This window comes from Streptomyces sp. NPDC052064 (assembly GCF_055585925.1).
This window is the reverse complement of sequence record NZ_JBVJJE010000014.1, coordinates 73,586-98,177: the sequence shown is the minus strand read 5'-3', so window position 1 is coordinate 98,177 and position 24,592 is coordinate 73,586. Positions and strand designations below refer to the sequence as shown.

23 protein-coding genes are annotated in these 24,592 nt (G+C 71.9%); 14 read left to right on the top strand and 9 right to left on the bottom strand.

Going from position 1 to position 24,592, the window contains the following annotated elements:
- Positions 1-6 precede the first annotated feature (6 nt).
- Positions 7-1,074 carry a LacI family DNA-binding transcriptional regulator gene (locus ACZ6TU_RS32580; RefSeq protein ID WP_467678511.1) on the top strand — a complete coding sequence of 356 codons (1,068 nt, stop codon included), beginning with the start codon at positions 7-9 and terminating at the stop codon, positions 1,072-1,074.
- 22 nt (positions 1,075-1,096) lie between these two features.
- The gene (locus ACZ6TU_RS32575) at positions 1,097-3,028 is read left to right on the top strand and encodes a DUF2264 domain-containing protein (protein WP_467678512.1); all 1,932 of its coding nucleotides are present in this window, start codon (positions 1,097-1,099) and stop codon (positions 3,026-3,028) included.
- Positions 3,029-3,083: 55 nt separating this feature from the next.
- Here ACZ6TU_RS32575 and ACZ6TU_RS32570 read toward each other — a convergent pair whose 3' ends face one another.
- Genes ACZ6TU_RS32570 through ACZ6TU_RS32560 form a run of 3 tightly spaced genes read right to left on the bottom strand, consistent with a single transcriptional unit; the run spans position 3,084 to position 6,098 of the window.
- Complete coding sequence (locus ACZ6TU_RS32570) at positions 3,084-4,577, bottom strand: tripartite tricarboxylate transporter permease (RefSeq protein WP_467678514.1); 1,494 nt, start codon at positions 4,575-4,577, stop codon at positions 3,084-3,086.
- A 1-nt stretch (position 4,578) separates the two neighbouring features.
- Positions 4,579-5,118, bottom strand: a complete 540-nt coding sequence (locus ACZ6TU_RS32565) for a tripartite tricarboxylate transporter TctB family protein (RefSeq protein WP_467678515.1) — start codon at positions 5,116-5,118, stop codon at positions 4,579-4,581.
- Entirely contained in the window at positions 5,115-6,098 is a 984-nt protein-coding gene (locus tag ACZ6TU_RS32560) for a Bug family tripartite tricarboxylate transporter substrate binding protein (protein ID WP_467678678.1), read from the bottom strand. Before ACZ6TU_RS32560 ends, ACZ6TU_RS32565 begins: the two co-directional genes overlap by 4 nt.
- 347 nt (positions 6,099-6,445) lie before the next feature.
- Between ACZ6TU_RS32560 and ACZ6TU_RS32555 the strand changes: the two genes are divergently transcribed.
- Positions 6,446-6,616 (top strand): hydrophobic protein, encoded by a 171-nt coding sequence (locus ACZ6TU_RS32555; protein WP_338775843.1) that lies wholly within the window; start codon positions 6,446-6,448, stop codon positions 6,614-6,616.
- A gap of 87 nt (positions 6,617-6,703) precedes the next feature.
- Positions 6,704-7,195, top strand: a complete 492-nt coding sequence (locus ACZ6TU_RS32550) for a hemerythrin domain-containing protein (protein WP_467678517.1) — start codon at positions 6,704-6,706, stop codon at positions 7,193-7,195.
- 340 nt (positions 7,196-7,535) lie between these two features.
- On the opposite strand, the gene ACZ6TU_RS32545 is transcribed toward ACZ6TU_RS32550, so the two are convergent.
- Positions 7,536-8,090, bottom strand: a complete 555-nt coding sequence (locus tag ACZ6TU_RS32545) for a winged helix-turn-helix transcriptional regulator (RefSeq protein ID WP_467678518.1) — start codon at positions 8,088-8,090, stop codon at positions 7,536-7,538.
- A 93-nt stretch (positions 8,091-8,183) separates the two neighbouring features.
- On the opposite strand from ACZ6TU_RS32545, the gene ACZ6TU_RS32540 reads away from it, so the two are divergent.
- Positions 8,184-8,945 carry a class I SAM-dependent methyltransferase gene (locus ACZ6TU_RS32540; protein WP_467678519.1) on the top strand — a complete coding sequence of 254 codons (762 nt, stop codon included), beginning with the start codon at positions 8,184-8,186 and terminating at the stop codon, positions 8,943-8,945.
- Here the strand turns inward: ACZ6TU_RS32540 and ACZ6TU_RS32535 are convergent.
- Positions 8,858-10,624 (bottom strand): alpha/beta hydrolase, encoded by a 1,767-nt coding sequence (locus ACZ6TU_RS32535; protein ID WP_467678521.1) that lies wholly within the window; start codon positions 10,622-10,624, stop codon positions 8,858-8,860. The genes ACZ6TU_RS32540 and ACZ6TU_RS32535 overlap by 88 nt on opposite strands.
- Before the next feature lie 364 nt (positions 10,625-10,988).
- On the opposite strand from ACZ6TU_RS32535, the gene ACZ6TU_RS32530 reads away from it, so the two are divergent.
- Genes ACZ6TU_RS32530 through ACZ6TU_RS32500 form a run of 7 tightly spaced genes read left to right on the top strand, consistent with a single transcriptional unit; the run spans position 10,989 to position 17,527 of the window.
- A complete protein-coding gene (locus ACZ6TU_RS32530) occupies positions 10,989-12,104 on the top strand; it encodes a Gfo/Idh/MocA family protein (RefSeq protein WP_467678523.1) in 1,116 nt (371 codons plus the stop codon).
- Positions 12,101-13,027: a DUF6807 domain-containing protein gene (locus ACZ6TU_RS32525; RefSeq protein WP_467678525.1), complete on the top strand. Its 927-nt coding sequence runs from the start codon at positions 12,101-12,103 to the stop codon at positions 13,025-13,027. The genes ACZ6TU_RS32530 and ACZ6TU_RS32525 overlap by 4 nt, the downstream gene beginning before the upstream one ends.
- Complete coding sequence (locus tag ACZ6TU_RS32520; RefSeq protein ID WP_467678527.1) at positions 13,021-13,782, top strand: cupin domain-containing protein; 762 nt, start codon at positions 13,021-13,023, stop codon at positions 13,780-13,782. Before ACZ6TU_RS32525 ends, ACZ6TU_RS32520 begins: the two co-directional genes overlap by 7 nt.
- 58 nt (positions 13,783-13,840) lie before the next feature.
- Positions 13,841-15,124: an ABC transporter substrate-binding protein gene (locus ACZ6TU_RS32515; RefSeq protein WP_467678528.1), complete on the top strand. Its 1,284-nt coding sequence runs from the start codon at positions 13,841-13,843 to the stop codon at positions 15,122-15,124.
- The gene (locus tag ACZ6TU_RS32510; RefSeq protein WP_467678530.1) at positions 15,121-16,059 is read left to right on the top strand and encodes a carbohydrate ABC transporter permease; all 939 of its coding nucleotides are present in this window, start codon (positions 15,121-15,123) and stop codon (positions 16,057-16,059) included. Before ACZ6TU_RS32515 ends, ACZ6TU_RS32510 begins: the two co-directional genes overlap by 4 nt.
- The gene (locus tag ACZ6TU_RS32505; RefSeq protein WP_351411448.1) at positions 16,056-16,916 is read left to right on the top strand and encodes a carbohydrate ABC transporter permease; all 861 of its coding nucleotides are present in this window, start codon (positions 16,056-16,058) and stop codon (positions 16,914-16,916) included. Before ACZ6TU_RS32510 ends, ACZ6TU_RS32505 begins: the two co-directional genes overlap by 4 nt.
- A gap of 5 nt (positions 16,917-16,921) precedes the next feature.
- On the top strand, positions 16,922-17,527 hold the full coding sequence (locus ACZ6TU_RS32500) for a hypothetical protein (protein ID WP_467678532.1): 606 nt from the start codon (positions 16,922-16,924) through the stop codon (positions 17,525-17,527).
- A gap of 66 nt (positions 17,528-17,593) precedes the next feature.
- Here ACZ6TU_RS32500 and ACZ6TU_RS32495 read toward each other — a convergent pair whose 3' ends face one another.
- Complete coding sequence (locus tag ACZ6TU_RS32495; RefSeq protein WP_467678534.1) at positions 17,594-18,301, bottom strand: phosphatase PAP2 family protein; 708 nt, start codon at positions 18,299-18,301, stop codon at positions 17,594-17,596.
- Between the two features lie 131 nt (positions 18,302-18,432).
- On the opposite strand from ACZ6TU_RS32495, the gene ACZ6TU_RS32490 reads away from it, so the two are divergent.
- Positions 18,433-19,137, top strand: coding sequence for a class I SAM-dependent methyltransferase (locus ACZ6TU_RS32490; RefSeq protein WP_467678536.1), 705 nt, complete (start codon positions 18,433-18,435; stop codon positions 19,135-19,137).
- On the opposite strand, the gene ACZ6TU_RS32485 is transcribed toward ACZ6TU_RS32490, so the two are convergent.
- Both ACZ6TU_RS32485 and ACZ6TU_RS32480 read right to left on the bottom strand, forming a co-directional pair.
- On the bottom strand, positions 19,102-21,354 hold the full coding sequence (locus ACZ6TU_RS32485; RefSeq protein ID WP_467678538.1) for a heavy metal translocating P-type ATPase: 2,253 nt from the start codon (positions 21,352-21,354) through the stop codon (positions 19,102-19,104). The two genes, ACZ6TU_RS32490 and ACZ6TU_RS32485, sit on opposite strands and share 36 nt — an antisense overlap.
- Before the next feature lie 3 nt (positions 21,355-21,357).
- Entirely contained in the window at positions 21,358-21,570 is a 213-nt protein-coding gene (locus ACZ6TU_RS32480) for a heavy-metal-associated domain-containing protein (protein ID WP_467678540.1), read from the bottom strand.
- 194 nt (positions 21,571-21,764) lie between these two features.
- On the opposite strand from ACZ6TU_RS32480, the gene ACZ6TU_RS32475 reads away from it, so the two are divergent.
- Positions 21,765-22,724 carry a hypothetical protein gene (locus ACZ6TU_RS32475; protein WP_467678542.1) on the top strand — a complete coding sequence of 320 codons (960 nt, stop codon included), beginning with the start codon at positions 21,765-21,767 and terminating at the stop codon, positions 22,722-22,724.
- A 3-nt stretch (positions 22,725-22,727) separates the two neighbouring features.
- On the opposite strand, the gene ACZ6TU_RS32470 is transcribed toward ACZ6TU_RS32475, so the two are convergent.
- The gene (locus ACZ6TU_RS32470; RefSeq protein ID WP_467678544.1) at positions 22,728-24,563 is read right to left on the bottom strand and encodes a glycoside hydrolase family 15 protein; all 1,836 of its coding nucleotides are present in this window, start codon (positions 24,561-24,563) and stop codon (positions 22,728-22,730) included.
- Positions 24,564-24,592: the final 29 nt, after the last annotated feature.

The window sequence follows — 24,592 nt, the reverse complement described above, 5'->3', positions numbered from 1 at the left end:
CGGGGGATGGGGAACGACATGGTGTCCAAGGGACGGGTCACGATCCGCGAGGTCGCCGAGCGGGCGGGCGTGTCGACGGCCACCGCATCCCGCGCGCTCAGCGGCAACCACCCGGTGCCCCCGGCGACCCGGGCCCGGGTCCTGCGCGCGGCCCGCGACCTCGACTACGTGGCCAACGCGCACGCTCGCGCCCTGGTCGGCGGCGGCCGCAAGATGGCCGCCGTAGTGGTCCGCCAGGTCACCAGCCCCTTCTACGCCCAGGTCGCCGAGGGCGTGGAGGCCGAGGCCGCCGACCGCGGCTGGCTCTGCGTGGTCGGCGCCACCGGCGGCGACGCACAGCGCGAGATGGAGTTCGTGCAGCTCATGCGGGAGGAGGGCGCCCGGCTGGTGATCCTGGTCGGCGGGGTCGTCGAGGACGACGCCTACCGCGAGCGCGTCGCTCACTACGCCCACGCCCTCGACTCCTCCGGAGCCCGGCTCGTGCTGTGTGGCCGGCCCGCGCCCGACCCGGAGATCCCCGCGCTCGTCGTCGAGTTCGACAACGAGGCCGGGGCCCGCGCCATCACCGCCCATCTGCTGTCGGCCGGCCACCGCGGGATCGTCTTCCTCGGCGGACTGCCCGGCAACACCGCCCTCGACGCCCGCGTCGCCGGCTACCGGGCCGCCCTCGCCGAGCACGGACTGCCGCCCGAGTCCGCACACGTCGTCGACTGCGGACTCGGCCGGGCCGCCGGCCACCGCGCGATGACCGAACTCCTGAAGTCGAAACGGGAGTTCACCGCGGTCTTCGCCGGGGACGACATGGTCGCCGCCGGCGCCCTGCGCGCCATCGCCGACACCGGACTGCGCGTACCCGGCGACATCTCCGTCGTCGGCTACAACGACATCCCGCTCGCCGAGGACTTCAACCCGCCCCTCACCACCGTCCGCACCCCCGCGGAGGAACTCGGCCGCGCCGCCGTGCGCATCGCGCTGCGCGACCCCGAGCACGCCGCCGGGGCCCACCATCTGCTCGGCACCCACATCGTCGTACGCGACAGCGTCGGCGCGCCCCCGCCCGGGCGCGCCCTGTGACCAACGGAGGAACCGCACCCGCATGAGCGCGCCGCACGTGTCGCTCCCCGACCCGACGCACCTCCCCAACCTGCCCCACCTGCCACCCCCCGACCCGCTGACCTCGCCCCTCACCGGCTGGACCCGCGCCCACTGGGAGGCGATCGCCGACCGCCTCCTCGACGCCCTGATGCCCTACGCCTCCCCGGGCCTGGCCCAGTACCGGCTGCCCGGCCCGCCCAGCCACTCCGGGCCCTGGTCGGACGGTCTCGAAGGGTTCGCCCGCTCCTTCCTGCTGGCCGCGTTCCGCATCGCCGGGTCGGGCGGGCAGGGCGTGCCCGGCCTGATCGAGCGGTACGCGGCCGGGCTCACGGCCGGCACCGACCCGCGCAGCCCGGACTGCTGGCCGCCCATCACCGACCGGTCCCAGCCCATGGTCGAGGCCGCGTCCCTTGCGATCGCCCTGCACGAGACCCGCCCGTGGATCTGGGACCGGCTCGACGACCGGGTACGGCAGCGGGTCGCCGACTGGCTGGGCGGTTTCGTCGGAGCCGTGGTCAACGACTCCAACTGGCGGCTGTTCCAGGTCATCACCGAGGAGTTCCTGGCCTCTGTCGGCGCCCCGCACAGCCGCAGCGAGATCGACGCCGGCCTCGCACGCCTGGAGGACTGGTACCGGGGCGAGGGCTGGTACACCGACGGCGACGGCCGCAAGTTCGACTACTACAACGCCTGGGCGTTGCACCTGTACCCGGTCCTGTGGGCCCGGATCGCGGGACCGCACGCCGACCCCCGGCTGGTGGCGGAACACCGGACGCGCCTGCGGTCGTTCCTCCACGACCACCAGCACTTCTTCGGCGCCGACGGCGCGCCGGTCCACCAGGGCCGCTCGCTCACCTACCGCTTCGCGACGGCGGCCCCGCTGTGGGCGGGTGCCCTCGCCGACGCCACCCCACTGCCGCCCGGCCGCACCCGCCGTCTCGCCTCCGGCGCGCTGAAGCACTTCGCCGAGCGCGGCGTGCCCGACGCCCGGGGACTGCTCACGCTCGGCTGGTACGGCCCCTTCCTCCCCGTCACCCAGCGGTACTCGGGGCCGGCCTCCCCGTACTGGGCGAGCAAGGCCTTCCTCGGCCTGCTCCTGCCCGCCGACCACCCCGTGTGGACCGCGCCCGAGGAACCCGGCCCGGTGGAGACGGCCGACGTGCGCCTCGCGTTACCGGCGCCAGGCTGGCTGCTGCACTCCACCGCCGCCGACGGGATCGTCCGCGTCGTCAACCACGGCAGCGACCGCCTCCCGCCCCCACCGGCGACAGCCGACGACAGCCCCCACTACGCCCGCTTCGCCTACTCCACCGCCACGGCCCCCGAGACGCCACCGGCCCCGCGGGCGTGCGGCTCCGACAACCACATCGCGCTGCTCGCCCCCGACGGCACACCCACCCCCCGCGGCCGCATCCACCCCCTCGGCGTCGAAGGCCCCCGGGCCGCCTCCTGGCACGAGGCCCTGCTCCCGGGCGACAGCGAAGGCCACCGCATCGAGACGGTCAGCGTGGTGCACGGCCCTTGGGAGGTCCGGGTGCACCGCGTCGACGCGCCTCCCGGCACGCCCGTACGCGAGGGCGGCTGGGCCGTCGCCGACGACACCGCGCCACCGGCCGCCCGGACCGGCCCCGGCTGGGCACTCGCCCGGCACGCGGACGGCCTGACCAGCGCGCTCGTCGGCCTGCACGGCTGGAGCGACGAAGAGGGGGCGGTCGTAGCGGCCGTGGGCAGCAATGCGTACGGGCACCACTCGGCGACGCCGTTCCTGACGCTGCGGTCCCACCCCGGTGGTACGCGCCTGATGGTGACGCTGGTCGTGCTCAGTGCCGACCCTGTGGTGCACGCCATGGTTGAACAGGCCCGGGTACGGGCCGCGGCCGACGGGAGCGTGGAGATCCGTTTCCCCGACGGCACACGGGAGTCGGTGCCTTGAGAAACGTCGTGGGGGCGTGGCCCGGCCGGGCCACGCCCCCACGACGTCACGTGCGTCAGGCCTCCACGCGCCCGCGCGTCACCGCCTTCCTCAGCAGCGGCCAGGCCAGCAGCAGCACGATCACCGCGTACACCGTCACCGCGAACGGCGTGTTGAACAGGCCCGTCACGCTGCCGTCGCTGATCTGGAGCGCGCGCCGCAACTGCTGCTCTGCGTTCGGGCCGAGGATCACACCGATGACGGCGGGCAGCACCGGCAGCCCGTAGCGGCGCATGCCGAAGCCGATCAGGCCGATGATCAGCAGGATCACCAGGTCGATCACCTCACCGCCGACCGCGTACGCGCCGACCGCCGCGAAGAACATGATCCCGGCGTACAGGTACGGCCGTGGAATGCGCAGCAGCTTCGCCCACACCGGCGCCAGCGGCAGGTTGAGCGCGAGCAGCAGCACCATGCCGACGAAGAGCGAGGCGATCAGGCCCCAGACCAGGTCGGGTTCGCGTTCGAAGAGCAGCGGGCCGGGCTGGATGCCGTACTGCTGGAAGGCGGCCAGCATGACGGCCGCGACCGCCGTGGTGGGCAGGCCCAGGGTCAGCATCGACACCAGGGTGCCCGCCGCCGAGGCCGACGCCGCCGACTCCGGACCGGCCACGCCCTCGATGGCGCCCTTGCCCCACTCGTCCTTGTGCTTCGACAGGCGCTTCTCCGTCACGTACGACAGGAAGGTCGGGATCTCCGCGCCGCCCGCCGGGATCGCGCCGAACGGGAAACCGATGAACGGGCCGCGCAGCCACGACTTCCAGGTCCGGTTCACATCCCCGCGCCCCAGCCACGGACGCCCCACCGGGATCGGCTCCGGCGGGCTGCGCCGCAGGTGCGCCGCCACCCACAGGGCCTCGCCGATCGCGAACAGACCGACCGCGACGATCACCACGTCGATGCCGTCGGCCAGTTGGAGCGAGCCGAAGGTCAGGCGCTGCTGGCCGGTCATCTGGTCCAGGCCCACCAGGCCCAGCGTGAGGCCGATGAGCAGGGAGGCGAGGCCCCGGACGCGGGACGAGCCCAGCACCGACGTCACCGCGATGAACGCCAGCACCATGATGGCGAAGTAGTCCGGCGCACCGATGTCCACGGCCAGTTCGGCGACCGTCGGCGCGAGTGCCACCAGCAGGATCGTGCCGATCAGGCCGCCCGCGAAGTGCCCGACGGCGGCCGCCGCCAGGGCCTGCGCGCCGCGCCCGGACTTGGCCATGGGGTTGCCCTCCATGGCCGCCACCACCGCCGCGCTCTCGCCGGGCGTGTTGAGCAGGATGGAGGTGGTCGAGCCGCCGAACATCGCGCCGTAGTAGATGCCGGCGAACATGATGAACGCGCCGGTCGGCTGGAGCCCGTATGTCACCGGCAGCAGCAGCGCGACCGCCATCGCCGGGCCGATGCCGGGCAGCACGCCGATGGCCGTGCCGAGCAGCACGCCGATGACGGCCCAGAGCAGGTTGACCGGGGTGAGGGCCGTACCGAAGCCGTCCATGAGGGAGTTGAAGGCGTCCATGTCACAGCACTCCCATCAGCGGACCGCCGGGCAGGGGCACTCCGAGCAGGTTGTTGAAGACGACGTAGGTGACGAGGGACAGCCCGGCCGCGATGAGCGGATCGCGGTCGGTCCTGCGGCTGCCGAGCGCGAACGCCGCACCCCAGAACAGCAGCGCGCCCGCGACGGGAAAGCCGAGCGGCTCGATCAGGACGGCCGAGCCGAGGAACACCCCGGCGAGCAGCAGCACCGTGCGCCAGTCGGCGGGTTCCGACAGATCGATGTCCTCGCCGGTCTCGGCCTGGCCCCGGCCGCCGCGCAGCACGTCCACGGCGAGCAGCGCGGCGATCACCAGCAGGCCGGCGCCGACCACGACCGGCACGGTCTTCGGGCCGACCGGGCCGCGCTGGGCGATGTCGACGTCCATGGTGAGCGCGTCCGTCAGGACGAGCACGCCCAGCACCAGCAGCAGCGCGCACACGCCGAGTTCGGAGTTCTCCCGCAGCCACGAGCGCCGCTCGCCGCGCTCCGCGGGGGGAATGTCGGTGGTCTGCGTCGTCACAGTCCCAGCTCCTTCAGCACCGAAACCACGCGCTTGTCCTCGGCGTCGAGGAACGCGCCGAACTTCTCCCCGGTGAGGAAGGCGTCGTCCCAGCCGTTCTGCTCCAGGGACTTCCGCCATTCGTCCGAGCCGTGCAGTTCCTCGATCAGCCGCACGAGCTTGTCGCGCTCTCCGTCGGTCAGGCCGGGCGGGGCGACGATGCCGCGCCAGTTGGTGAAGTTCACGTCGTACCCGGCCTCCTTCAGCGTGGGCGCGTCCAGCCCCTGGACGCGCTCGGGGCCGGTGACCGCGAGGAGACGCAGCTCGCCCGCCTTGATCTGGTCCAGGTACTCGCCGACGCCGGACACACCGAAGGCGACCTTGTTGCCGAGGATCGACGCGAGCAGCTCGCCGCCGCCGTCGAACGGGATGTAGTTGACCTGCTTCGGGGGGATCCCGGCGGCCCGCGCCATCAGCATCGGCGCGAGGTGGTCGGGCCCGCCGGGCGACGACCCGCCGCCCACCGGGAGCTTGCCCGGGTTCTCCTTCCAGGCGCCGATGAGATCGTCGATCGTCTTGTACGGGGAGTCCTTGGCGACCACGACGACGTCCTGCTCCTCGGTGAGCCGGGCGATCGGCGTGGTGTCGCCGAGCGTCTTCGGCGCGTCGTTGGAACGGACGGCGCCCACGACCCCGAGGCCCATGGACATGGCGAGCTTGCCGTTGCCGTGCTCGCTCACCAGCCGGCTCAATCCGACCGTGCCGCCGGCGCCGGGCAGGTTGAACACCTCGATGTTGTGGGTCAGTTTTGCGTCCTCGGCGTTCTTCGCGGCCGTACGGGCCGTGATGTCGTAGCCTCCGCCGGGCGTGTTGGGGACCATGAAACGCAGGCCCGGGATCTGTGTGCCGGTCTCGGAGCCGCTGCCGGTGGTCAGCAGCGGCGGTCCGACGAGCACGAGCACGGCGGCCCCGAGCAGGGCGAGGGGAGTGCGCAGGCGCACGAGTGCCACCACCTGTCGGTACGTCGTTGCGGGTAGGGGAAGGCCCTGTGGGGGAGGGTGACGTGGGCCACATGCTGCACCGGGCGCCGATGAGCTGTCTCTCTTGCGGAACCAACGGAGGTTTTGGTCTTTGCGGTCACCGCAGCGGCCCCCGGCGGCGCAGTGGGGGACCGACCCGATGCGACGTGTCCGTCGGGCAGGGGCCGGGGAACGGCACCGTGACCACGGCGACGTTGGCGGTGAAGTGAAAAGCGATTCAGGTGCCCCTGATCCGGGTGGAGAAACACAGAAATTCGACTGCGTGTTCGCCCAATGGCAGGGCACCAGAGGGGCGGAGGCTGATATCTATGGTTCCTTTGCTTCTCGTCCTACTGCTGGCCCTGATCCTGTTCGGCGCGGGCTTCGCGCTGAAAGCCCTGTGGTGGCTCGCGGTGATCGTGCTGGTGCTGTGGCTGCTCGGCTTCGTACTGCGCAGCGTGGACAGCGGTGGCCGCAAGGGTCGCTGGTATCGCTGGTAGACCGTCAGGCCCGCTGTGGCGCGAAAAACGTCAGGAACGGGGTAAATGAATGGCCCGATTCTCTTGCAAGAAAGAGGTTCCTGTTCCATGGTCGATACGCAAGACGTCGTCGAGCTCATTCTCCAGGACCACCGGCGTATGGAAGACCTCTTCCGTCGGATGCGCAGCGTCGAAGCCGACCGTGCGGGTGCGTTGCGGGAATTCGCAGACCTGCTGACCGCGCACGCGCTGGCCGAGGAGGCCAAGGTCTACCCGGCGCTCAAGCGGTACAAGAACATCGATGACGAAGAAGTCGAGCACGGTGAGCACGAGCACGACGAGGGAAACAAGGCCCTTCTGGGCCTCCTCGAGGTCGAGGAGGTCGGCTCCGAGGAGTGGGACGAAAAACTCGAGGGTCTGGTGGAGGCCGTCACCCATCATGCCGACGAGGAGGAGCGCACCATCCTGAACGGTGCGCGGGAGAACGTGGCGATGGAGCGGCGGGAGGAACTGGGCATGGCGTTCTCGCAGGAGCGTGAGCGTCAGCTGAAGGCCGGCTGTGGGTCCGTGGACAACGTACGCAAGATCGTCGAGTCCTGATTCGAGCAGGGCGGTCCGGATGGCCACCCCTGGCGGCATCGACTGATGGAGCCCGGACCTGAAGGGGTCCGGGCTCCGGCGTGCGCGCTGGTCGCGTTACCGCGGGTCTCTGCCGACGACTTGGTGGGGGGTGCAGGTCGCACCGCTTGGATTCCGGGTGCCCTGTGGCTGCTCCCGAGCCTCGAGTGGAGCCACGCGTTGATGTGCCCGAACAGCAGACGGCCGTGGATCGTGGACGGCGGCCTTCGGGCGCGGTCAAGCCGCTACTGCGGCCGAGTGCCGCATGGCCCGCGCCGGGCAGGACGCCCGGGTGAACAAGCCCCGGGCGGCGGCAACGAAATCAGGAAGGAGCTGATCGGGCGGGGTCCGTGGTTGTAGCCGGGTCCGGGTCCTCCTCACCCCGCGCGGCGATCAGGGGGGCCAATAGCCGCGTGCCCGGCCCTACCCGTCCGCCGGGGCCGGGCAGTTGTGTCGTGTCGGCCACCGTGAGCGGCTCCTGGCAGGCGTCGCAGGCCACGACCGGCGTGGTGGCGTGCCCGCAGGCGTCGTGGCGGATCAGGGCGGGCAGCCCCGCGGCCCCCGCGTACCACTTGTCGCCCCAGGTCATCAGCGCCAGCAGGACAGGGTAGAGCTCCTGGCCCTTCTCCGTGGCCACGTACTCCTCGCGCGGCGGGCTGACCTGGTACCGCTCGCGAGTCAGTACGCCCTCCTCGACCAGTCGGGTCAGCCGCGCGGAGAGAACCTTGCGGGACAGGCCGAGGTCCTCCGCCAGCTCGTCGAAACGGCGGATGCCGACGAGGACGTCGCGCATGATCAGGGCCGTCCAGGCGTCGCCGAACAGGTCGATCGCGCGGGCGATCGAACACGCGACATCAGAGAGGGAGGTACGGGTCACTCTTCGATGGTATCGGCGATGGGTTTCCTGAGGGAACTCGTCGATGCTAGGTTCCCTCAGGGAACCTGATCCTGAGCGTCGAGGGAGCTTGCCATGCCCGCCGCCCCGCACGTCGCCCTCGACTCGGCCGCGGCCGTCGACGGCCGCCACATTCGGGCCCTGACCTTCCAGTCCGTACGGATGGAGTACCTGCGGCGCGTGCTCGGGGAGCTGAGCCTCGCGGCGGCCGGCAGCCGGGCACTCGTCGTCGGCAGCGGGCGCGGCCTTCTGGCCCGCGGCCTCGCGCAGCTCGGTTTCGAGGTCGTCGCCGCCGATCCGTCCCCCGCCGCGACGGCCCTGGCCCTGGACGCGGACGACGGGCTGGGCGTCACCTACCTGACGACTCCCGCGGAGGAACTCGATGTCCCGGGCGACTCCTTCGACCTCGTGTACTGCGCCGACACCCTCGAGATCACCGAGCGGCCGGACGCGGTCCTCGTGGCGGCGGCGCGTGTGTTGCGCCCCGGCGCGGCCTTCGTCTACGACACGGTGAACCGCACCCCCGCGTCCCGGCTCATCTACCTCGGTGCCTTCCAAGCCTTCCCGGGTACACGGATCATGCCCCGGGGCCGTTACGCCGCGCACCGGCTGCGCCGCCCGGTGGAGCTTGCCGAGTCCCTCGACCGGGCGGGACTGTCCGCGATGGACGTCTCGGCGTTCAGGCCGCGCGACGTACGCAGCCTGGTGCGCGCGACGCGCGGGCGCAGGCGTGGCACGCTCACCGACGATCAGCTGCCGGAGCTCGTCGACATGGTGCTCGAGCCGGAGAGCAGCCCGGTGGTGACGTATCTGGGGTACGCGGTTCGCCGGGCATGAGCCACGCTCCCGGCCTCGGACCGGCCACCCGGGGCACACCCCAAAATGGCGTCGGCACTGCCGGGACCGAAGCCGGTGGATGCCCTGCTGTGCCCGCAGGGCATCTCGCTCCCGTTCGAAGACGGACTCCAGCTGTCCGCGGGCGCCGCGCAGTCGGTGTCCCGCCCCGGCAACCGGCCCGTGGCCAGGTACGCGTTGACCGCGTCGTCGACGCACGTCGAGCCGTAGACGCCGTACACCGCGTGCTGGTCGGCGCCGCTCACGGTGATCAGGCGCGAGGAGGGCCACATGCCGCGGACCGTCTGGGCGCCGTCGTAGTCGGTGCGGGGGTCCCCGGTGGCGTTGACCAGCAGGGCCGGCAGGTCGTCCCGGATCTCGGTCGGACGCTCACGCGGCCGGTCCCAGAACGTGCACGGGCTCAGGTTGTGCGTGACGGGCGCGAACAGCGGGTCCGCCGCCCGGGTCCGCTGCACGTCGCGCCAGTACACCTCCGGGTCGCGCGGAGCGGGGCCGTCGCCGCACAGGATCGCCGTCTGCACGCTGCCGTAGTGGGAGTCGGTGTCCGTGAGCACGAATTCGAGCACCCCGGCGAGCCACGGGGACGGCGTGACCCGCTGCCCCCGCGACGCCCGCAGCATGTCCCGGACGGCCTGCGCGAAGTCCCCGTAGGCGGCGTCGTTGTGCTGCGACAGGCCGTTGAAGGCGACCAAGGGCATCACGTGCTCGTCCAGCCGGTGGTCGCCGAGCCGCAGCGGCGTGCGGGCCGCGGCCTTCCGGACACGCTCCACGCTCGTAAGCACCTCCCCCCGGGTGCCGCCCAGCCCGTACGCCGCCTCGCGGGCGGCGGCCCAGGAGGCCCAGCCCTCCAGCGCGCGGCGGTTGGCCCGCTCGACGCCCTTGAGCAGCCGGGGCCCGTACCGGTCCGGGTCGATCACACCGTCCAGGACGACCCGGTCGGTCCGGCCGGGGAACATCGTGGTGTACACCTCGCCGAGGTAACTGCCGTACGAGTAGCCCAGATAGGAGATCCGCCGCTCGCCGAGCGCGGCCCGGACGACGTCCATGTCGCGGGCGGTGTTGCGGGTGGTGGCGTGGGGGAGGACGTCGCCCGCGTTGGTGCGGCAGCGCTCGGCGAGGTCCTTCGAGAACGCCGCCACGCGGTCGAAGCCGGCCCGGTCCCCACCCGCCCCGCGCCACGCCGAGCCGGTCGGCCAGCGGCAGTCCAGCGGTGTGCTGCGGCCGACGAAACGGGGATCCACGCCGACCACGTCGTACCGGGCGGCGACGCCCTTCATCGCCTTGCGCACCCACGGCGCGTCGCCGAGGGACGGCCCGCCGGGGCCGCCGCCGTTGAGCAGCAGCGGGCCGACGCGGTGGGCGGTGTCGGTGGCGCGGATCCGGGATATCGCGACGGTGATCGTGCGGCCGCCGGGGTCCGAGTAGTCCAGCGGTACGGTCACGTCGGCGCAGCGGGCGCCCGCCTGCTCCAGTTCCTTGCCGGTCGTGTCGTCCGGTCCGAGTACGCAGCTCTTCCAGGTGAGGCGCTGGTCGTGGTAGCGGGCGAGGGGGTCGGAGCCGGGACTCGCCCCGGCCGTGGCGGGCAGTGCCGTCAAGGCGAGACCGGCGGCCGTCAGGGCGAGGGCGGCTCGTCTCGCGGTTCCCGAATTGCGGGATAACACGGGTCTATGTCCTTTCTGTCGCCGATGCCCCCTCGCTACTGGCAGGGACATACCGGAGAGGGGTGCGGTGTGACAGAACGCTAGGGACGGGCCGCCGTTCGATCACTCCGGCTGGCAGCCGGTTCCCGGTGGGGTCAGCCCCCGTAGGGAGGCGGGGGAACGCCGTTTCCATGGTGGTGACAACAACCGGAATCTCGGCCCCGAGCTGGGAGAACGCTCGGGAAGACCTTGTGCAGGTCGATGCGAGGGGGTTGTCCAGACATTCGCTCACGCCTAGGGTCGCCTTCCGAGTGCAAGCGCTTTCCGAAGTGCTTTCAAAAGTGCTTTCCAAGCGTGTGTCCGCCGGCCGTCCGAGGAGCGCCGCATGTCCTTGCCCCCCACCCGCCGCCGCGTGGCCGTCGTCGGCACCGGAGCCATCGTCAGCGGCAGTCATCTGCCCGCGCTGCGGGCCCATTCCGACCGGGTGGAGCTGGTCGCCGCCGTAGACGTCGACCAGGAGCGGCTCGACGCCTTCCGCGAGCTGGCCGGCGACCAGGTCGCCGGATACACCTCGGTGGACGCGATGCTGGACGCCGTCCGCCCCGACCTGGTCCTCATCGGGACGCCGCCCTCCCTGCACCGCGACCAGACGGTGGCCGCGCTCAAGGCCGGTGCCTGGGTGCTGTGCGAGAAGCCGCTCACCCTGTCGCTCGCCGAGTACGACGAGATCGCCGCCGCCGAGGAGGCCTCCGGGGCGTACGCGGCGGTCGTCTTCCAGCACCGCTACGGCTCCGGCGCGGTGCACGCCCGCGAGCTGATCACCAGCGGCGAGCTGGGCGCCCCGCTGGTGGCGCACTGCCAGACCACCTGGCACCGTGACACCGCGTACTACGCCGTGCCATGGCGCGGGAAGTGGGCCAGTGAGGGCGGCGGGCCGACCATGGGCCACGGTATCCACCAGTACGACCTGATGCTGCACCTGCTCGGCGAGTGGGAGGAGATCCGGGCCATGGCCGCCCGGCTCGTCCACGACACCGAGAGCGAGGACGTCTCCACCGCGCTGGTCCGGTTCAGGAGCGGCGCCCTCGCCACCGTCGTCAACAGTGTGCTGTCCCCGGACGAGGTGAGCCGTATCCGCGTCGACTGCGCGGACGCCACGGTCGAACTCACCCACCTGTACGGCCACTCCAACGACAGCTGGGTCTACACCCCGGCCCCGCACGTCGCCTCCGACCGCGCCATCGCCTGGCGGACCCCCTCGAACGACGTGCCCAGCTCCCACACCGCCCAGCTGGGCGCACTCCTCGACGCCTACGACAACGGCACCCGACCACCGGGCAGCGGCCAGGACGCCCGCGCCACCCTGGAGTTCGCCGCCGCCCTGTACAAGGCGGCGTTCACCGGCCGCTCCGTGCACGCGGGCGAGATCGGCCCCGGCGACCCCTTCTACGAGGCCATGCACGGCGAATACCCCGACTGGGCCCCCAAGGAGCGCGCATGAGCATCCGAGTCACCCACACCCACGGCGAGGACATCGCCGTCACCGCGGCGAACGGCACGGAGATCCTCCGCTACGTCTACCGCCCCGACCCGGATCCCTTCGAGTCCCGCAAGCCGTACGCCCACCCGGTGCGCACCCTGTCCGGCCGCACGGTCACCGGCTACCGGCCGAACGACCACCGCTGGCACAAGGGCCTCCAGATGACCGCGAGCCATCTGTCCGGCCAGAACTTCTGGGGCGGCAACTGCTACGTCCACGGCCAGGGCTATCTGCGCCTGCCCGAGCGCGTCGGCTCCATGCGGCACGACGGCTTCCCGGAGTTCACGGTCGAGGACGACCGCCTCGCCTTCACCGAGGAGCTCACCTGGGTCGAGAACGGCGGCGAGGAGTGGGCGCGCGAGGTGCGGGGGCTGACCGTCCACTCGGTGAACGAGGAGGCCGGCGCCTGGGCCCTGGACTGGTCGATCCGCCTCACCAACGTCCGTTCCGAGCCCCTGGCCTTCGGTTCCCCGACCACCGCGGGCCGCGAGATGGCCGGCTACACCGGACTCCAGTGGCGCGGCCCGCGCGACTTCACCGGCGGCACGGTCTTCGCCCCGGACACCGACGCCGACGCGGGCAAGCTGATGGGCACCCAGGGCCCCTGGCTCGCCTTCACCACCGAGCACGACGACGTCGACGGTCACTCCACCCTCGTCTTCGCGCACGCGCCCGAGAACCTCGACGAGACGTCCGCGATCCACGAGTCGCACTGGTTCGTCCGCTCCGAACCCTTCCCGACGGTCGCCTTCTCCTGGGCGTTCTTCGAGGAGTTCGAACTCCCGCCGGGCGAGTCCTTCGCCTTCCGGTACCGGCTCGTCGTCGCCGACGGCGCCTGGGACCGCGACCGGGTCGGCACGCACCTGGAGGGCCTGCCGTGGTGAACGATGCCAAGCCCGCCCTGCCGCACCCGCTGCCCGGCGCGATCGGCCTGTCCCATCTGAGCGCCTACGACTGGGAGGCCGCCGACGGCGTCTGCGGAGGCAGCCCGCATCTGCACCTGGTGTGCACCGAGGCGTACGTCGTCACCGGCGGCCGGGGCGCGGTCCAGACGCTGAGCCCCGACGGCTACCGGGACATCCCCCTCGCGGCCGGCTCCATCGCCTGGTTCACGCCGGGCACCGTCCACCGCATGGTGCAGGGCGGCGATCTGCGCATCACCGTGCTGATGCAGAACAGCGGCCTGCCCGAGGCCGGGGACGCCGTGTTCACCTTCCCGCCCGAGGTGCTCGCCGACCCCGAGAGGTACGCCGCCGCGGCGACCCTGCCGCCCGGCACGGGACCGGAGACGGCGGTGGCCGCCCAGCGCCGCCGGGACCTCGCCGTGGAGGGCTACCTCGCCCTGCGCGAGGCGCTCGTCGCCGGCGACAACGGCCCCTACCTGGAGTTCCAGCGGGCCGCCGCCCGGATCGTGCGCGACAAGGTACCCACCTGGCGCGCCCTGTGGCAGGAGGGCGCCCTCGCCACCGCCGAACGCACCGGCGCCCAGCTCGACGCGCTGGCCGACGGTGAGCCCGCCTACCTCGGCGAGGCCACCGCCCACGAGGCCGCGCCCACCCGGCTCGGCGGCTTCGGCATGTGCGGCCGACGGGACGAGTACAACCTGCCGGGGACGACGCTGCCGTACCAGGGGGAGTAGCCACACGAACGAGGGGGGACCTCAACCGAACTCCGAGGAGAGAAGAGGTGACCTCGGCATGCCCGGACACAGGACAAAGGGGTTCTGCGCGTCGGCCGCCGCACTGGCACTGTGTGCCGTGCTGGCGGGCTGCGGAGGATCCGGGGAATCGGCCGGCGGCGGCAAGGTCGTGCTGCGCTACACGTGGTGGGGCAACCCCGACCGCGCGGAACGCACCGAGCAGGCCGTCGCGCTGTTCGAGAAACAGCATCCCAATGTCGATGTGACGACGTCGTTCTCCGGCTACGACGCCTACAAGCAGAAGCTCGCCACCCAGGCCGCCGGCGGTGACGCGCCGGACGTGATGCAGCTGGACTACCGCCAGATCGACCAGTACGCCTCCGGCGGCGTCCTGCTCGACCTGGCGAAGCAGAAAGCCGTACTGCGCACCTCCGAGATCGACCAGGGGCTGCTCGCCACCGGCCGCGTGGACGACGTGCAGTACGCGATCCCGCAGGGCCGCGGCACCGAGACCGTCGCCTACGACGTCGGGACCTGGAAGAAGTCGGGCGTCCCCCTCCCCGGCAAGAGCTGGACCTGGAGCCAGTGGGCCGACACCATGCGCGCCCTGGCCAAGAAGACCGGCAAGCCCGGGGCGACCGACCCCGGCCAGAGCGAGGACGCCTTCGAGGTCTGGCTGCGCGGCCAGGGCAAGTCCCTCTACACCGAGGGCGGCGGCCTCGGCTTCACCGCCGACGACCTCACCCGCTGGTGGACGTTCACCGACAGACTGCGCCGCGAGGGCGCCGTCTCGCCCGCCGAGCAGACCACCCAGCTCGACGGCTCCGTCGAGAACACCCCGCTCGGCCGCGGCACATCCGTCACCGACGCCAACTGGGACGCCCCGGCCAGCGGCTTCCTCGCCCTCGTCAAGGGCGGCGTCGCTCTCGCCCCCATGCCGTCCGGCGAGGACGGCACACCCGGCCAGTACTTCAAGCCGTCCATGTTCGTCGGAGTCTCCGCGAACACCGCCCATCCGAAGGAGGCGGCACAGCTCGTCGACTTCCTGGTCAACGACCGGCAGGCCGCGAAGATCCTCGGCGCGAGCCGCGGCATCCCCGTCAACGAGCAGGTCCGCGACGAGATCGGCCCGCAGCTCAAGGACTTCGACAAGACCATCGCCGGCTTCCAGGCGTCCCTGGAGGGCAAGCTCAAGGACCCGCCCCAGGCACCGCCGTCGGGCGACAACGCCCTCCAGAGCACCTTCCAGCGCGACTACGACCAGGTGTCCTACGCGCGCATGTCGCCCCGCGAGGCGGCCGAGAACTACGTCACCGAGGCGAAGGCGGAGCTGAGGTCATGACCACCACCGCGATCCCCACGGAGACCAAACGCGTCCCAGCCACCGCCCCGAAACGCCGCCCCAAGCGCGAACGCGAGGGCGCCGCCTGGGTGTTCCTCTCGCCCTGGGTCCTCGGCGCGATCGTCCTGACACTGCTGCCGATGGCCGTGTCGCTGTACCTGTCGTTCACCGACTACGACCTGTTCAACCCGCCGAAGTGGGTGGGCCTGCGCAACTACGTCCAGATGTTCACCGAGGACCCGCGCTACTGGCGCTCGGTCGTGACGACGGTGACGTACGTCGTCATCGCCGTGCCCCTGCAACTGGCCCTCGCCCTGGTCGTCGCACTCGCCCTGAAAGGCATGAAGCGCGGCAAGGCCTTCTACCGCTCAGCCTTCTACGCGCCCTCGCTGCTCGGCGCGTCGATGTCCATCGCCCTCGTCTGGCGGGCGGTCTTCAACGACGGCGGCACGGTCGACAACCTGCTCGGCACCGGCGGCTGGGTCAACAAGCCCGGCTGGTCGCTGTTCGCCGTCGCGCTCCTGACGGTGTGGCAGTTCGGCGCGCCGATGGTCATCTTCCTCGCCGGTCTCCAGCAGATACCGGCCGAGCTGTACGAGGCGGCGGCCGTCGACGGGGCGGGGAAATGGCGGCAGTTCGTCTCCGTCACCGTGCCGATGCTGTCCCCGGTGTTGTTCTTCAACCTGGTCCTGCAGACCATCCAGGCCTTCCAGGTGTTCACGCCCGCCTTCGCGGTCAGCGCGGGCAAGGGCGGACCGGCCGACTCGACCCTCGTCTACACCATGTACCTCTACGACCGCGGCTTCGTCGCCTCCCACATGGGCTACGCCTCCGCCATGGCCTGGGTGCTGCTCCTCGTGATCGGTGTGGTCACGGCGGTGCTGTTCCGCACCTCCCGCTCCTGGGTCTTCTACGCCTCCGAGGGGGACCGATGACCTCGACCGCCGTTTCCCACAAGCCCGTCCGCTGGGGGCGGGTCGCCGTCCACCTGGGCTGCCTGGCCGCCCTGCTGGTCATGCTGTACCCGCTGGCGTGGCTGCTGGCCACCTCGCTCAAGCCCGCCGACGAGGTCATCGCGAGCCTCGACCTGCTGCCCAGTCACCTGGAGTGGTCGAACTACTCCACCGCCATGGAGGGCGTCAACGACGTCTCCATCTGGCGGCTGCTCACCAACTCGCTGCTGATCGCCGGCGGCGCGGTGCTCGGCAACGTCATCAGCTGCTCGCTCGCCGCATACGCCTTCGCACGCCTCAGGTTCCGGCTGCGCGGGCCGCTGTTCGCCTTCATGATCGCCACGATCATGCTGCCGCACCATGCGGTGCTGATCCCGCAGTACATCATCTTCAACCAGCTCGGCCTGGTGAACACCTACTGGCCGCTGATCCTGCCGAAGTTCCTCGCCACCGAGGCGTTCTTCGTCTTCCTCATCGTGCAGTTCATGCGTGGCCTGCCGCGCGAACTGGAGGAGGCGGCCCGGATCGACGGCTGCGGACCCTTCCGCAGCTTCTTCCAGGTCGTGCTGCCGCTCACCCGGCCGGCCCTGATCACCACCGCCATCTTCACCTTCATCTGGACCTGGAACGACTTCTTCACCCAGCTCATCTACCTGTTCGACCCGGACAAGTTCACGCTGACCCTCGCGCTGCGCTCCTTCGTGGACGCCTCCAGCACCTCCGCGTTCGGCCCGATGTTCGCGATGTCGGTGATCGCGCTGCTGCCGATCGTGCTGTTCTTCCTCGCCTTCCAGCGGTTCCTGGTGGAGGGCATGGCCAGCTCCGGACTGAAGGGGTGAGCGGGATGCGGACACGCGAGGCCGGTGAGGTGTTCGGGCCGCGCATGACGCTGTTCGCGGACGTGCTGAGCGTCGGCCTCGCCACGTCGGTGGCCTGCCTGCCGCTGGCGACCGCACCGGCCGCGCTGTCGACGGCGTGCGCCGTGTTGCGCGGGGCCGGACAGGACCGACCCGTCACGGCCGGAAGGTACTTCGTCCTGCTGCGGCAACGGCTGCGGGCCGGTGACCTGCTGGCGGGGGCCGTCGCCCTGTCGGGTCTGCTGCTGCTCACGGCCGACCTGGCGCTGGCCGGGGCCGGGCTGCCCGGGGCGCCGCTGTTCGCGGTGACCGCCGCCGTCATCGGCGCCTGCGTGGCGGTCATCGGGCTGAGGGCCTGTGCCCGCCCCGAGTCGCTCACCGACTGGCGTGCGGCGGTGCGCGAAGCCGCCCGGGACGCCGTGGCGGACGTGGGCGGCAGCGGACTGATCCTGCTCGCCGTGGCGACGGCCGCGCTGTGCGCCTGGATGCTGTTGCCCCTGGCCTTCCTGGCCCCGGGGCCGCTGACCCTGGCGCTCACCGCCGTCGACGTACGCCGGTCCGTTGCTGCTTTCCCGGAACGGCCGAAGAGTTAAGGGGGCATGGGTGCTGGGCGGTGCCGGGCGTGGGGCGGTGGCTCCGCGCCCGGTCGGCCCGCAGCCTCAGCGTGGTGCGGAGGTGCCGATGCCGATCCGCGGCCAGGAACGGGCCGCCGCGAGGAGAGCCTGCGTCCTCGCCGACGGAGCGGCCGTTGCCGCTGTTGCCGCCAGGGCCGCCGCGGCGCTCGCGATGCCGAGGACCGCGCCCGCGGCCACGTCGCCCGGATAGTGCACGCCCGTGTGGATACGGGAGTAGCCGACGGCGCTCGCCAGCGCCCCGAGCGGCACCGCGGCGGGGGGCAGGACCACACCGACGGCGGTGGCGAACGCGACCGCCGAGGCCGTGTGCCCTGACGGGAAAGAGGCCGACGTCGGCATCGGAACGTGCCGGTCCACCGTCACCCGGGCCGCCTCCCGGTCCGGCCGGGCCCGGCGCACCAGGCGCTTGCCGAGCAGATTGGCGGAGGCCGAGGCCACGGCGATCGCCCCGATGCCGGCGAACGCGGCCCTGCGCGGCCGCTTCCCGCCCAGGGCAAGGGCCGTGGCGATGGCGAACGAGATCTTGGAATGGTCGGCCGCGTGCGACAGATGGCGCAGCGTCCGGTCGAGCGTGGGCGTGGGAGTGGCGGCCACCGCCGCGTACAGGGCGCCGTCCACGGCCCTGAGATCGCCCATGACGGCGCTCAGGAGCCGGCGGGGTCCGCCCGAGGGCTTCCCGTCCTCCGGGAGCGGACGGAGGGCGTCCTCGTCTGTGGTCGTCGGATCGGTCATGTGCTTCTCCCCGCAGTGGCCTTCCTCAGCAAGGTACCGGCTCACGCCGGGCGCACGCTCGGCGCCCCCGCGGGCCGGTACCTCCCGAGTGCCCATGTCGGGCGACTGAACCCGTCTGCTGAAATGGGGGCATGACGTCCCTGTCACGCCGGATCCTGCGCGCACTCGACCGTTTCCACGCCGCCTATCCCTGGGACCACAACGCCCACTTCCACGGCTGGATCCTGCGGCAGCTCCCCAGGTGTGTCGGGACCGCCCTGGACGTGGGGTGCGGCAGCGGCGACCTCGCCCGGTTGCTGGCCGGCCGGGCCGAGCGGGTGCACGGGGTCGACGCCGACCCGGCGATCACGGCCCGGGCGCGGGAGCTGACCCCCACGGCGGTCCCGGTGACGTACGCGGTGGCCGACGCGCCGGCCGGGCTTCCCGACGGTCCGTACGACGTCATCACCTGCGTCGCCGTAGTGCACCACCTGCCGTTCACGCGGGCTCTCGAGGCCATCCGCGACCGTCTGGCCCCCGGCGGCACCCTGGTGATCGTCGGTGTCTCCCGGGAGCGGACGCCCACCGACCACCTGCTCTCGGTCGCGTCCGTCCCGCTCAACATCGTCATGGCCCTGCTCAAGAGCAGGGGTCGCCCGGCGCCTCGCCCCGTCGCGATGTCGGCCCGCACGCGTCCGGCGGACATGACCTTCCCGGAGATCGTCCGCGAGGCCCGGGCCGTCCTGCCCGGCGCCCGCCTGCGCCGCCGCCTGTTCTGGCGCTACACGCTGGTGTGGCACCGCCGCTGCCCCGTCGGCGCTTCAGCCGGCGGCCCGGAACGTCCGCAGCCGCAGTGAGTTGCCCACCACGAAGACCGAGGAGAAGGCCATGGCCGCCCCGGCGATCATCGGCGTGAGCAGTCCGGCCGCGGCCAGCGGCAGGGCCGCCACGTTGTAGGCGAACGCCCAGAACAGGTTGGAGCGGATGGTGCCGAGGGTGCGGCGGGCGAGCCGGATGGCGTCCGCCGCGGCCCGCAGATCGCCCCGTACGAGGGTCAGGTCGCCGGCTTCGATCGCGGCGTCCGTGCCGGTGCCCATGGCCAGACCGAGATCTGCCTGGGCGAGAGCCGCCGCGTCGTTGACGCCGTCGCCGACCATGGCGACCGAACGGCCCTCGGCCTGGAGCCGCTTGACGACCTCGACCTTGTCCTGCGGCAGCACCTCGGCGATGACGTGCTCCGGTGCGATGCCGACCTCGCGGGCGACGGACCGGGCCACCGCCTCGTTGTCCCCGGTCAGCAGGATCGGGGTCAGTCCGAGGGCGCGCAGCCGCCGGATCGCCTCGGGGCTGGTCTCCTTCACCGCGTCGGCGACCTCCAGCACCGCGCGCGCCTCACCGTCCCAGGCGACCGCGATGGCGGTGCGCCCGGCGTCCTCGGCCGCCGCCCTGGCCCGGGCCAGCGCCCCCGGCAGCTCCATCGCCCAGTCGGCCAGCAGCCTCTCCCGCCCGACGAGCACAGCGTGGCCCTCGACGACGCCCTGGACACCGAGTCCGGGGACGTTGGCGAAGTCCTCCGGCGTGGGCAGCGCGCCCAGCTTCTCCAGCGCCCCGTCGGCGACGGCACGGGCGATCGGGTGCTCGGAGGAGTGCTCCAGCGCCCCGGCCAGACGCAGCACCTCGGCCTCGTCGGTGCCGTCGGCGGTGTGCACGGCCAGCAGGGTCATCCGGCCGGTGGTGACGGTGCCGGTCTTGTCGAGGACGACGGTGTCGACCCGGCGCGTGGACTCCAGCACCTCCGGGCCCTTGATGAGGATGCCGAGCTGCGCGCCCCGCCCGGTGCCGACCATCAGCGCGGTCGGCGTGGCCAGACCCAGGGCGCACGGGCAGGCGATGACGAGGACGGCGACGGCGGCGGTGAACGCGGACGTCAGCCCGGCGCCGTTGCCGAGCCAGAAGCCCAGCGTGCCCAGCGCGAGAGCGATCACCACCGGCACGAACACGGCGGAGATCCGGTCCGCGAGCCGCTGCGCGGCGGCCTTGCCGTTCTGCGCGTCCTCCACCAGCCGGGCCATCCGGGCGAGCTGAGTGTCGGCACCGACCCGAGTGGCGCGCACCACGAGCCGCCCGCCGACATTGATCGTGGCGCCGGTGACCGGGTCGCCCGAGCCCACCTCCACCGGCACGGACTCGCCGGTGAGCATCGAGGCGTCCACGGCGGAAGAGCCCTCGACCACCGTCCCGTCGGTCGCGATCTTCTCGCCGGGCCGGACCAGGAAACGGTCCCCGACCCGCAACTCCGCGACTGGAACGGTCTGTTCACTGCCGTCGGCCCGCAGCACGGTGACGTCCTTCGCGCCCAGCTCCAGCAGCGCCCGCAGGGCCGCGCCCGCCTTGCGCTTCGCGCGGGCCTCGAAGTACCGCCCGGCCAGGATGAAGGCGGTCACGCCCGCGGCGGCCTCCAGGTAGATGTTCCCGGCGCCGTCCGTGCGCTCGATGGTCAGCTCGAAGGGGTGCGTCATGCCCGGCGTGCCCGCGGTGCCGAGGAACAGCGCCCACAGCGACCAGAGGAACGCGGCCGAGGTGCCCACCGAGATCAGCGTGTCCATGGTGGCGGCGCCGTGCCGCGCGTTGGTGAACGCCGCCTTGTGGAAGGGCCACGCCGCGTAGGTCACCACGGGCGCGGCCAGTGTGAGCGACAGCCACTGCCAGTACTCGAACTGCAAGGCCGGGATCATGGCCATCGCCACGACGGGCACTGCCAGCACCGCGGCCGTGACCAACCGCTGTCGCAGCGGCCGGAGTTCGTCGGGTTCCTCGGCCTGCTCCTCCTGCCCGGCGGGAGGAGCGGGCTCCCGCGCGGTGTACCCGGTCGCCTCGACGGTGGCGATCAGATCGCCGACGGAAACGTCACCGCTGTAGCTGACCTTCGCCTTCTCGGTGGCGTAGTTGACGGTGGCGGTGACCCCGTCCATGCGGTTGAGCTTCTTCTCGATGCGCGCCGCGCAGGAGGCGCAGGTCATGCCGCCGATGGCGAGTTCCACTTCGGCGCCGGTGTCGGTCGTGTCCGTGGTCATGGCTCACACCCGCCCGGTCAGCTCGTAGCCGGCCTCGTCGACGGTCTCCGCGATCAGGGCGTCGTCGGGCTCGGCGGCACTGGTGACGGTGACGTGCCCGGTGTCGAGATCGACATCGACGCCGCTGACGCCGTCCAGCTCGCCGATGGCCTTGGTCAGCGTGGCCTTGCAGTGGCCGCAGGACATTCCGGAGACGGCGTAGGTGGTGGCGGGCATGGTGTGCCTCCTGGGTACGGTCGCGATTCCCGAATACGGGGCGGGGGTATCCCCTCGCCGCGTCCTGTATACCCCCATGGGGTATAGGATGCAAGCGCGAGAACAGCTTGACTTGGTACCCCCCGGGGGTATGGTGAACTGCATGGAGTCCCCGCACAGGAGCGGGAGGCCCGGTTCTGAAGGAGATGCCGGCCATGAACACCGGACTGAAGATCACGACCTTCGCCGCCGTCCTGGCAGCGACCTTCGGCACGGCCTACGGCGTCGGCCAGGGCATCGACCCCGTCGTCGCCGACAGCCCGCCGCGACACAAGGACGAGCACACCCGGCCCGCACCCCCGCCCGAGGAGGCCGGCGACCACACCGGGCACGACACGCCCCCGGCCGGCGGGCTCCAGATCTCCGAGGACGGTTACACCCTCGACCTCGAGACCCCGAGCGTCACCGCCGGGCAGCGGGCCGACCTGCGCTTCACGGTCAGGGACGGCAGCGGCCGGACCGTCACCGCCTATCAGCGCGAACACGAGAAGGAACTGCACCTCATCGTGGCCTCACGCGACCTGGTCACCTACCGCCATCTGCACCCCACCCGCGCCGCCGACGGCACCTGGAGCACCCCCGTCGACCTGCCCCGCGCGGGCGGCTACCGCGTCTTCGCCGACTTCACCCCGGCGAAGAAGGATGCCCGGAACCTCACCCTCGGCGCGGACCTCGCCGCCTCCGGCCCGTACCAGCCGAAGGAACTGCCCTCGCCGAGCACCACGGCCAGGACCAACGGCTACGAGGTGAAGCTCTCCGGCGCCCTGCGGCCGGGCAAGGCGAGCGAACTGAAGCTGAAGGTCTCCCTCGCCGGCCGGCCCGTCACCGACCTCCAGCCCTACCTCGGCGCGTACGGTCACCTGGTCGCCCTTCGCTCCGGCGACCTCGCCTACCTCCACGTCCACCCGAACGGCGAGCCCGGTGACGGAAGGACCAGGCCCGGTCCGGACATCGCCTTCACGGCCACGGCCCCCAGCGCCGGTTCCTACCGTCTGTTCCTCGACTTCAAGCACGACGGAAAGGTTCACACGGCGGCGTTCACCGTCAGGGCAGGGGGAGCGGCAGCCGGATCCGGTACCCCCGAGGGGCATGCGGACGACGGCCACGGGCACTGAGCGTCAGCCGAGCGCCCGGTCCAGATTGAAGGCCGCGCTGATCAGCGCGAGATGCGTGAACGCCTGCGGGAAGTTGCCCTGCTGCTCCCCGGTGTGGCTGATCTCCTCGGCGTACAGACCGAGATGGTTGGCGTACGTCAGCATCTTCTCGAAGGCCAGGCGCGCCTCGTCGATCCGGCCCGCGTGCACCATGGCCTCGACGTACCAGAACGAGCAGATGGAGAACGTGCCCTCGTCACCGCGCACGCCGTCCGGGCTGGACTGCGGGTCGTAGCGGTAGACCAGCGAGTCGGACACCAGCTCCTCGGTCAGAGCGTCCAGCGTCGACAGCCACTTGGGATCGGTCGGGGCGATGAACTTCGTCAGCGGCATCATCAGCACGGCCGCGTCCAGCACGTCCCCGTCCTCGTGCTGGACGAAGGCCCGGCGCGCCTCGGACCAGCCCCGGCTCATGATCCGCCGGTAGATCGTGTCGCGGCACTCCCGCCAGCGCGGCAGATCGGCGGGCAGACCGCGCCGGTTGGCCATGCGGATGGCCCGCTCGATCGCCACCCAGCACATCAGCCGCGAGTACAGGAAGTTCTTGCGGCCGCCCCGCGTCTCCCAGATCCCCTCGTCGGGCTGGTCCCAGTTCTCGCACACCCAGTCCACCAGCGCGCACACGTCGTCCCACTGGCCGCTGGAGATGGGCTTGGCCCACTTGTCGAAGAGGTAGATGGAGTCGATCAGCGCGCCGTAGATGTCGAGCTGGAGCTGGTCGGCCGCCGCGTTGCCGACCCGTACCGGAGCGGAACCCTGGTGGCCCTCCAGATGGTCGAGTGTCGTCTCGGGCAGCTCGGTGCGTCCGTCGATGCCGTACATGATCTGCAAGGGGCCGGAGGGCTTGCCGTCGCCCGGGCTGATGTGCCGGGTCACGAAGTCCATGAACGCCTCGGCCTCACCGCTGAAGCCCAGCCGCAGCAGGGCGTAGACGCAGAAGGCCGCGTCGCGCACCCACACGTACCGGTAGTCCCAGTTGCGTTCGCCGCTGAGCTGCTCGGGCAGACTCGTGGTCGGCGCGGCCACGATCGCCCCGGTCGGCGCGTAGGTGAGCAGCTTCAGCGTCAGCGCCGAGCGGTGCACCATCTCCCGCCAGCGGCCCCGGTACTTGGAGGCGGACAGCCAGCGCCGCCAGTACGCCACCGTCGCCGCGAACTGCTCCTCCGCCTCCGTGTGCGCACACCGGCGGGGCACCACGTCGCCGCCCACCTTGTCCAGCGCGAACACCGCCGACTCGCCCTCGGAGAGCTTGAAGTCCCCGCGTACGTCCGGCCCGTCCGTCTCCAGCGGCACGGTCGCCGTCAGCGCGAGCGCCAGCCCCTCGGCCTCGAAGATCGCCGTCTCACCGCTCAGCCGGACGGCGTGGGGCCGGGCGCCGTAGTCGAACCGGGGGGCGACGCGGGTACGGAACGGGATCGAGCCGCGTACGCACACCACCCGGCGGATCAGCCGGTGCCGCTCGGCCTCGGCCGACGTGCCGTCGACCGGCATGAAGTCCTGCACCTCGCCGACGCCGTCCTCGGTGAAGAACCGGGTGATCAGCACATTGGTGTCAGGGAAGTAGAACTGCTTGGTCCGCGCCGGCACGGTCGCCGCCAGTTCGAAGCAGCCGCCGCGCTCCGCGTCCAGGATCGAGGCGAAGACACTCGGCGCGTCGAAGGCCGGGCAGCAGTACCAGTCGATCGTGCCGTCGGTTCCCACCAGGGCCACGCTGCGCAGGTCGCCGATCAGCCCGTGCTCGGCGATCGGCAGATACCGCCGGCCGCCCGGCACGTCGCGCTCCTCCGCTGGTCCGCCCATGACCGCCTCCCTGGCCGGTATGTGCCTCA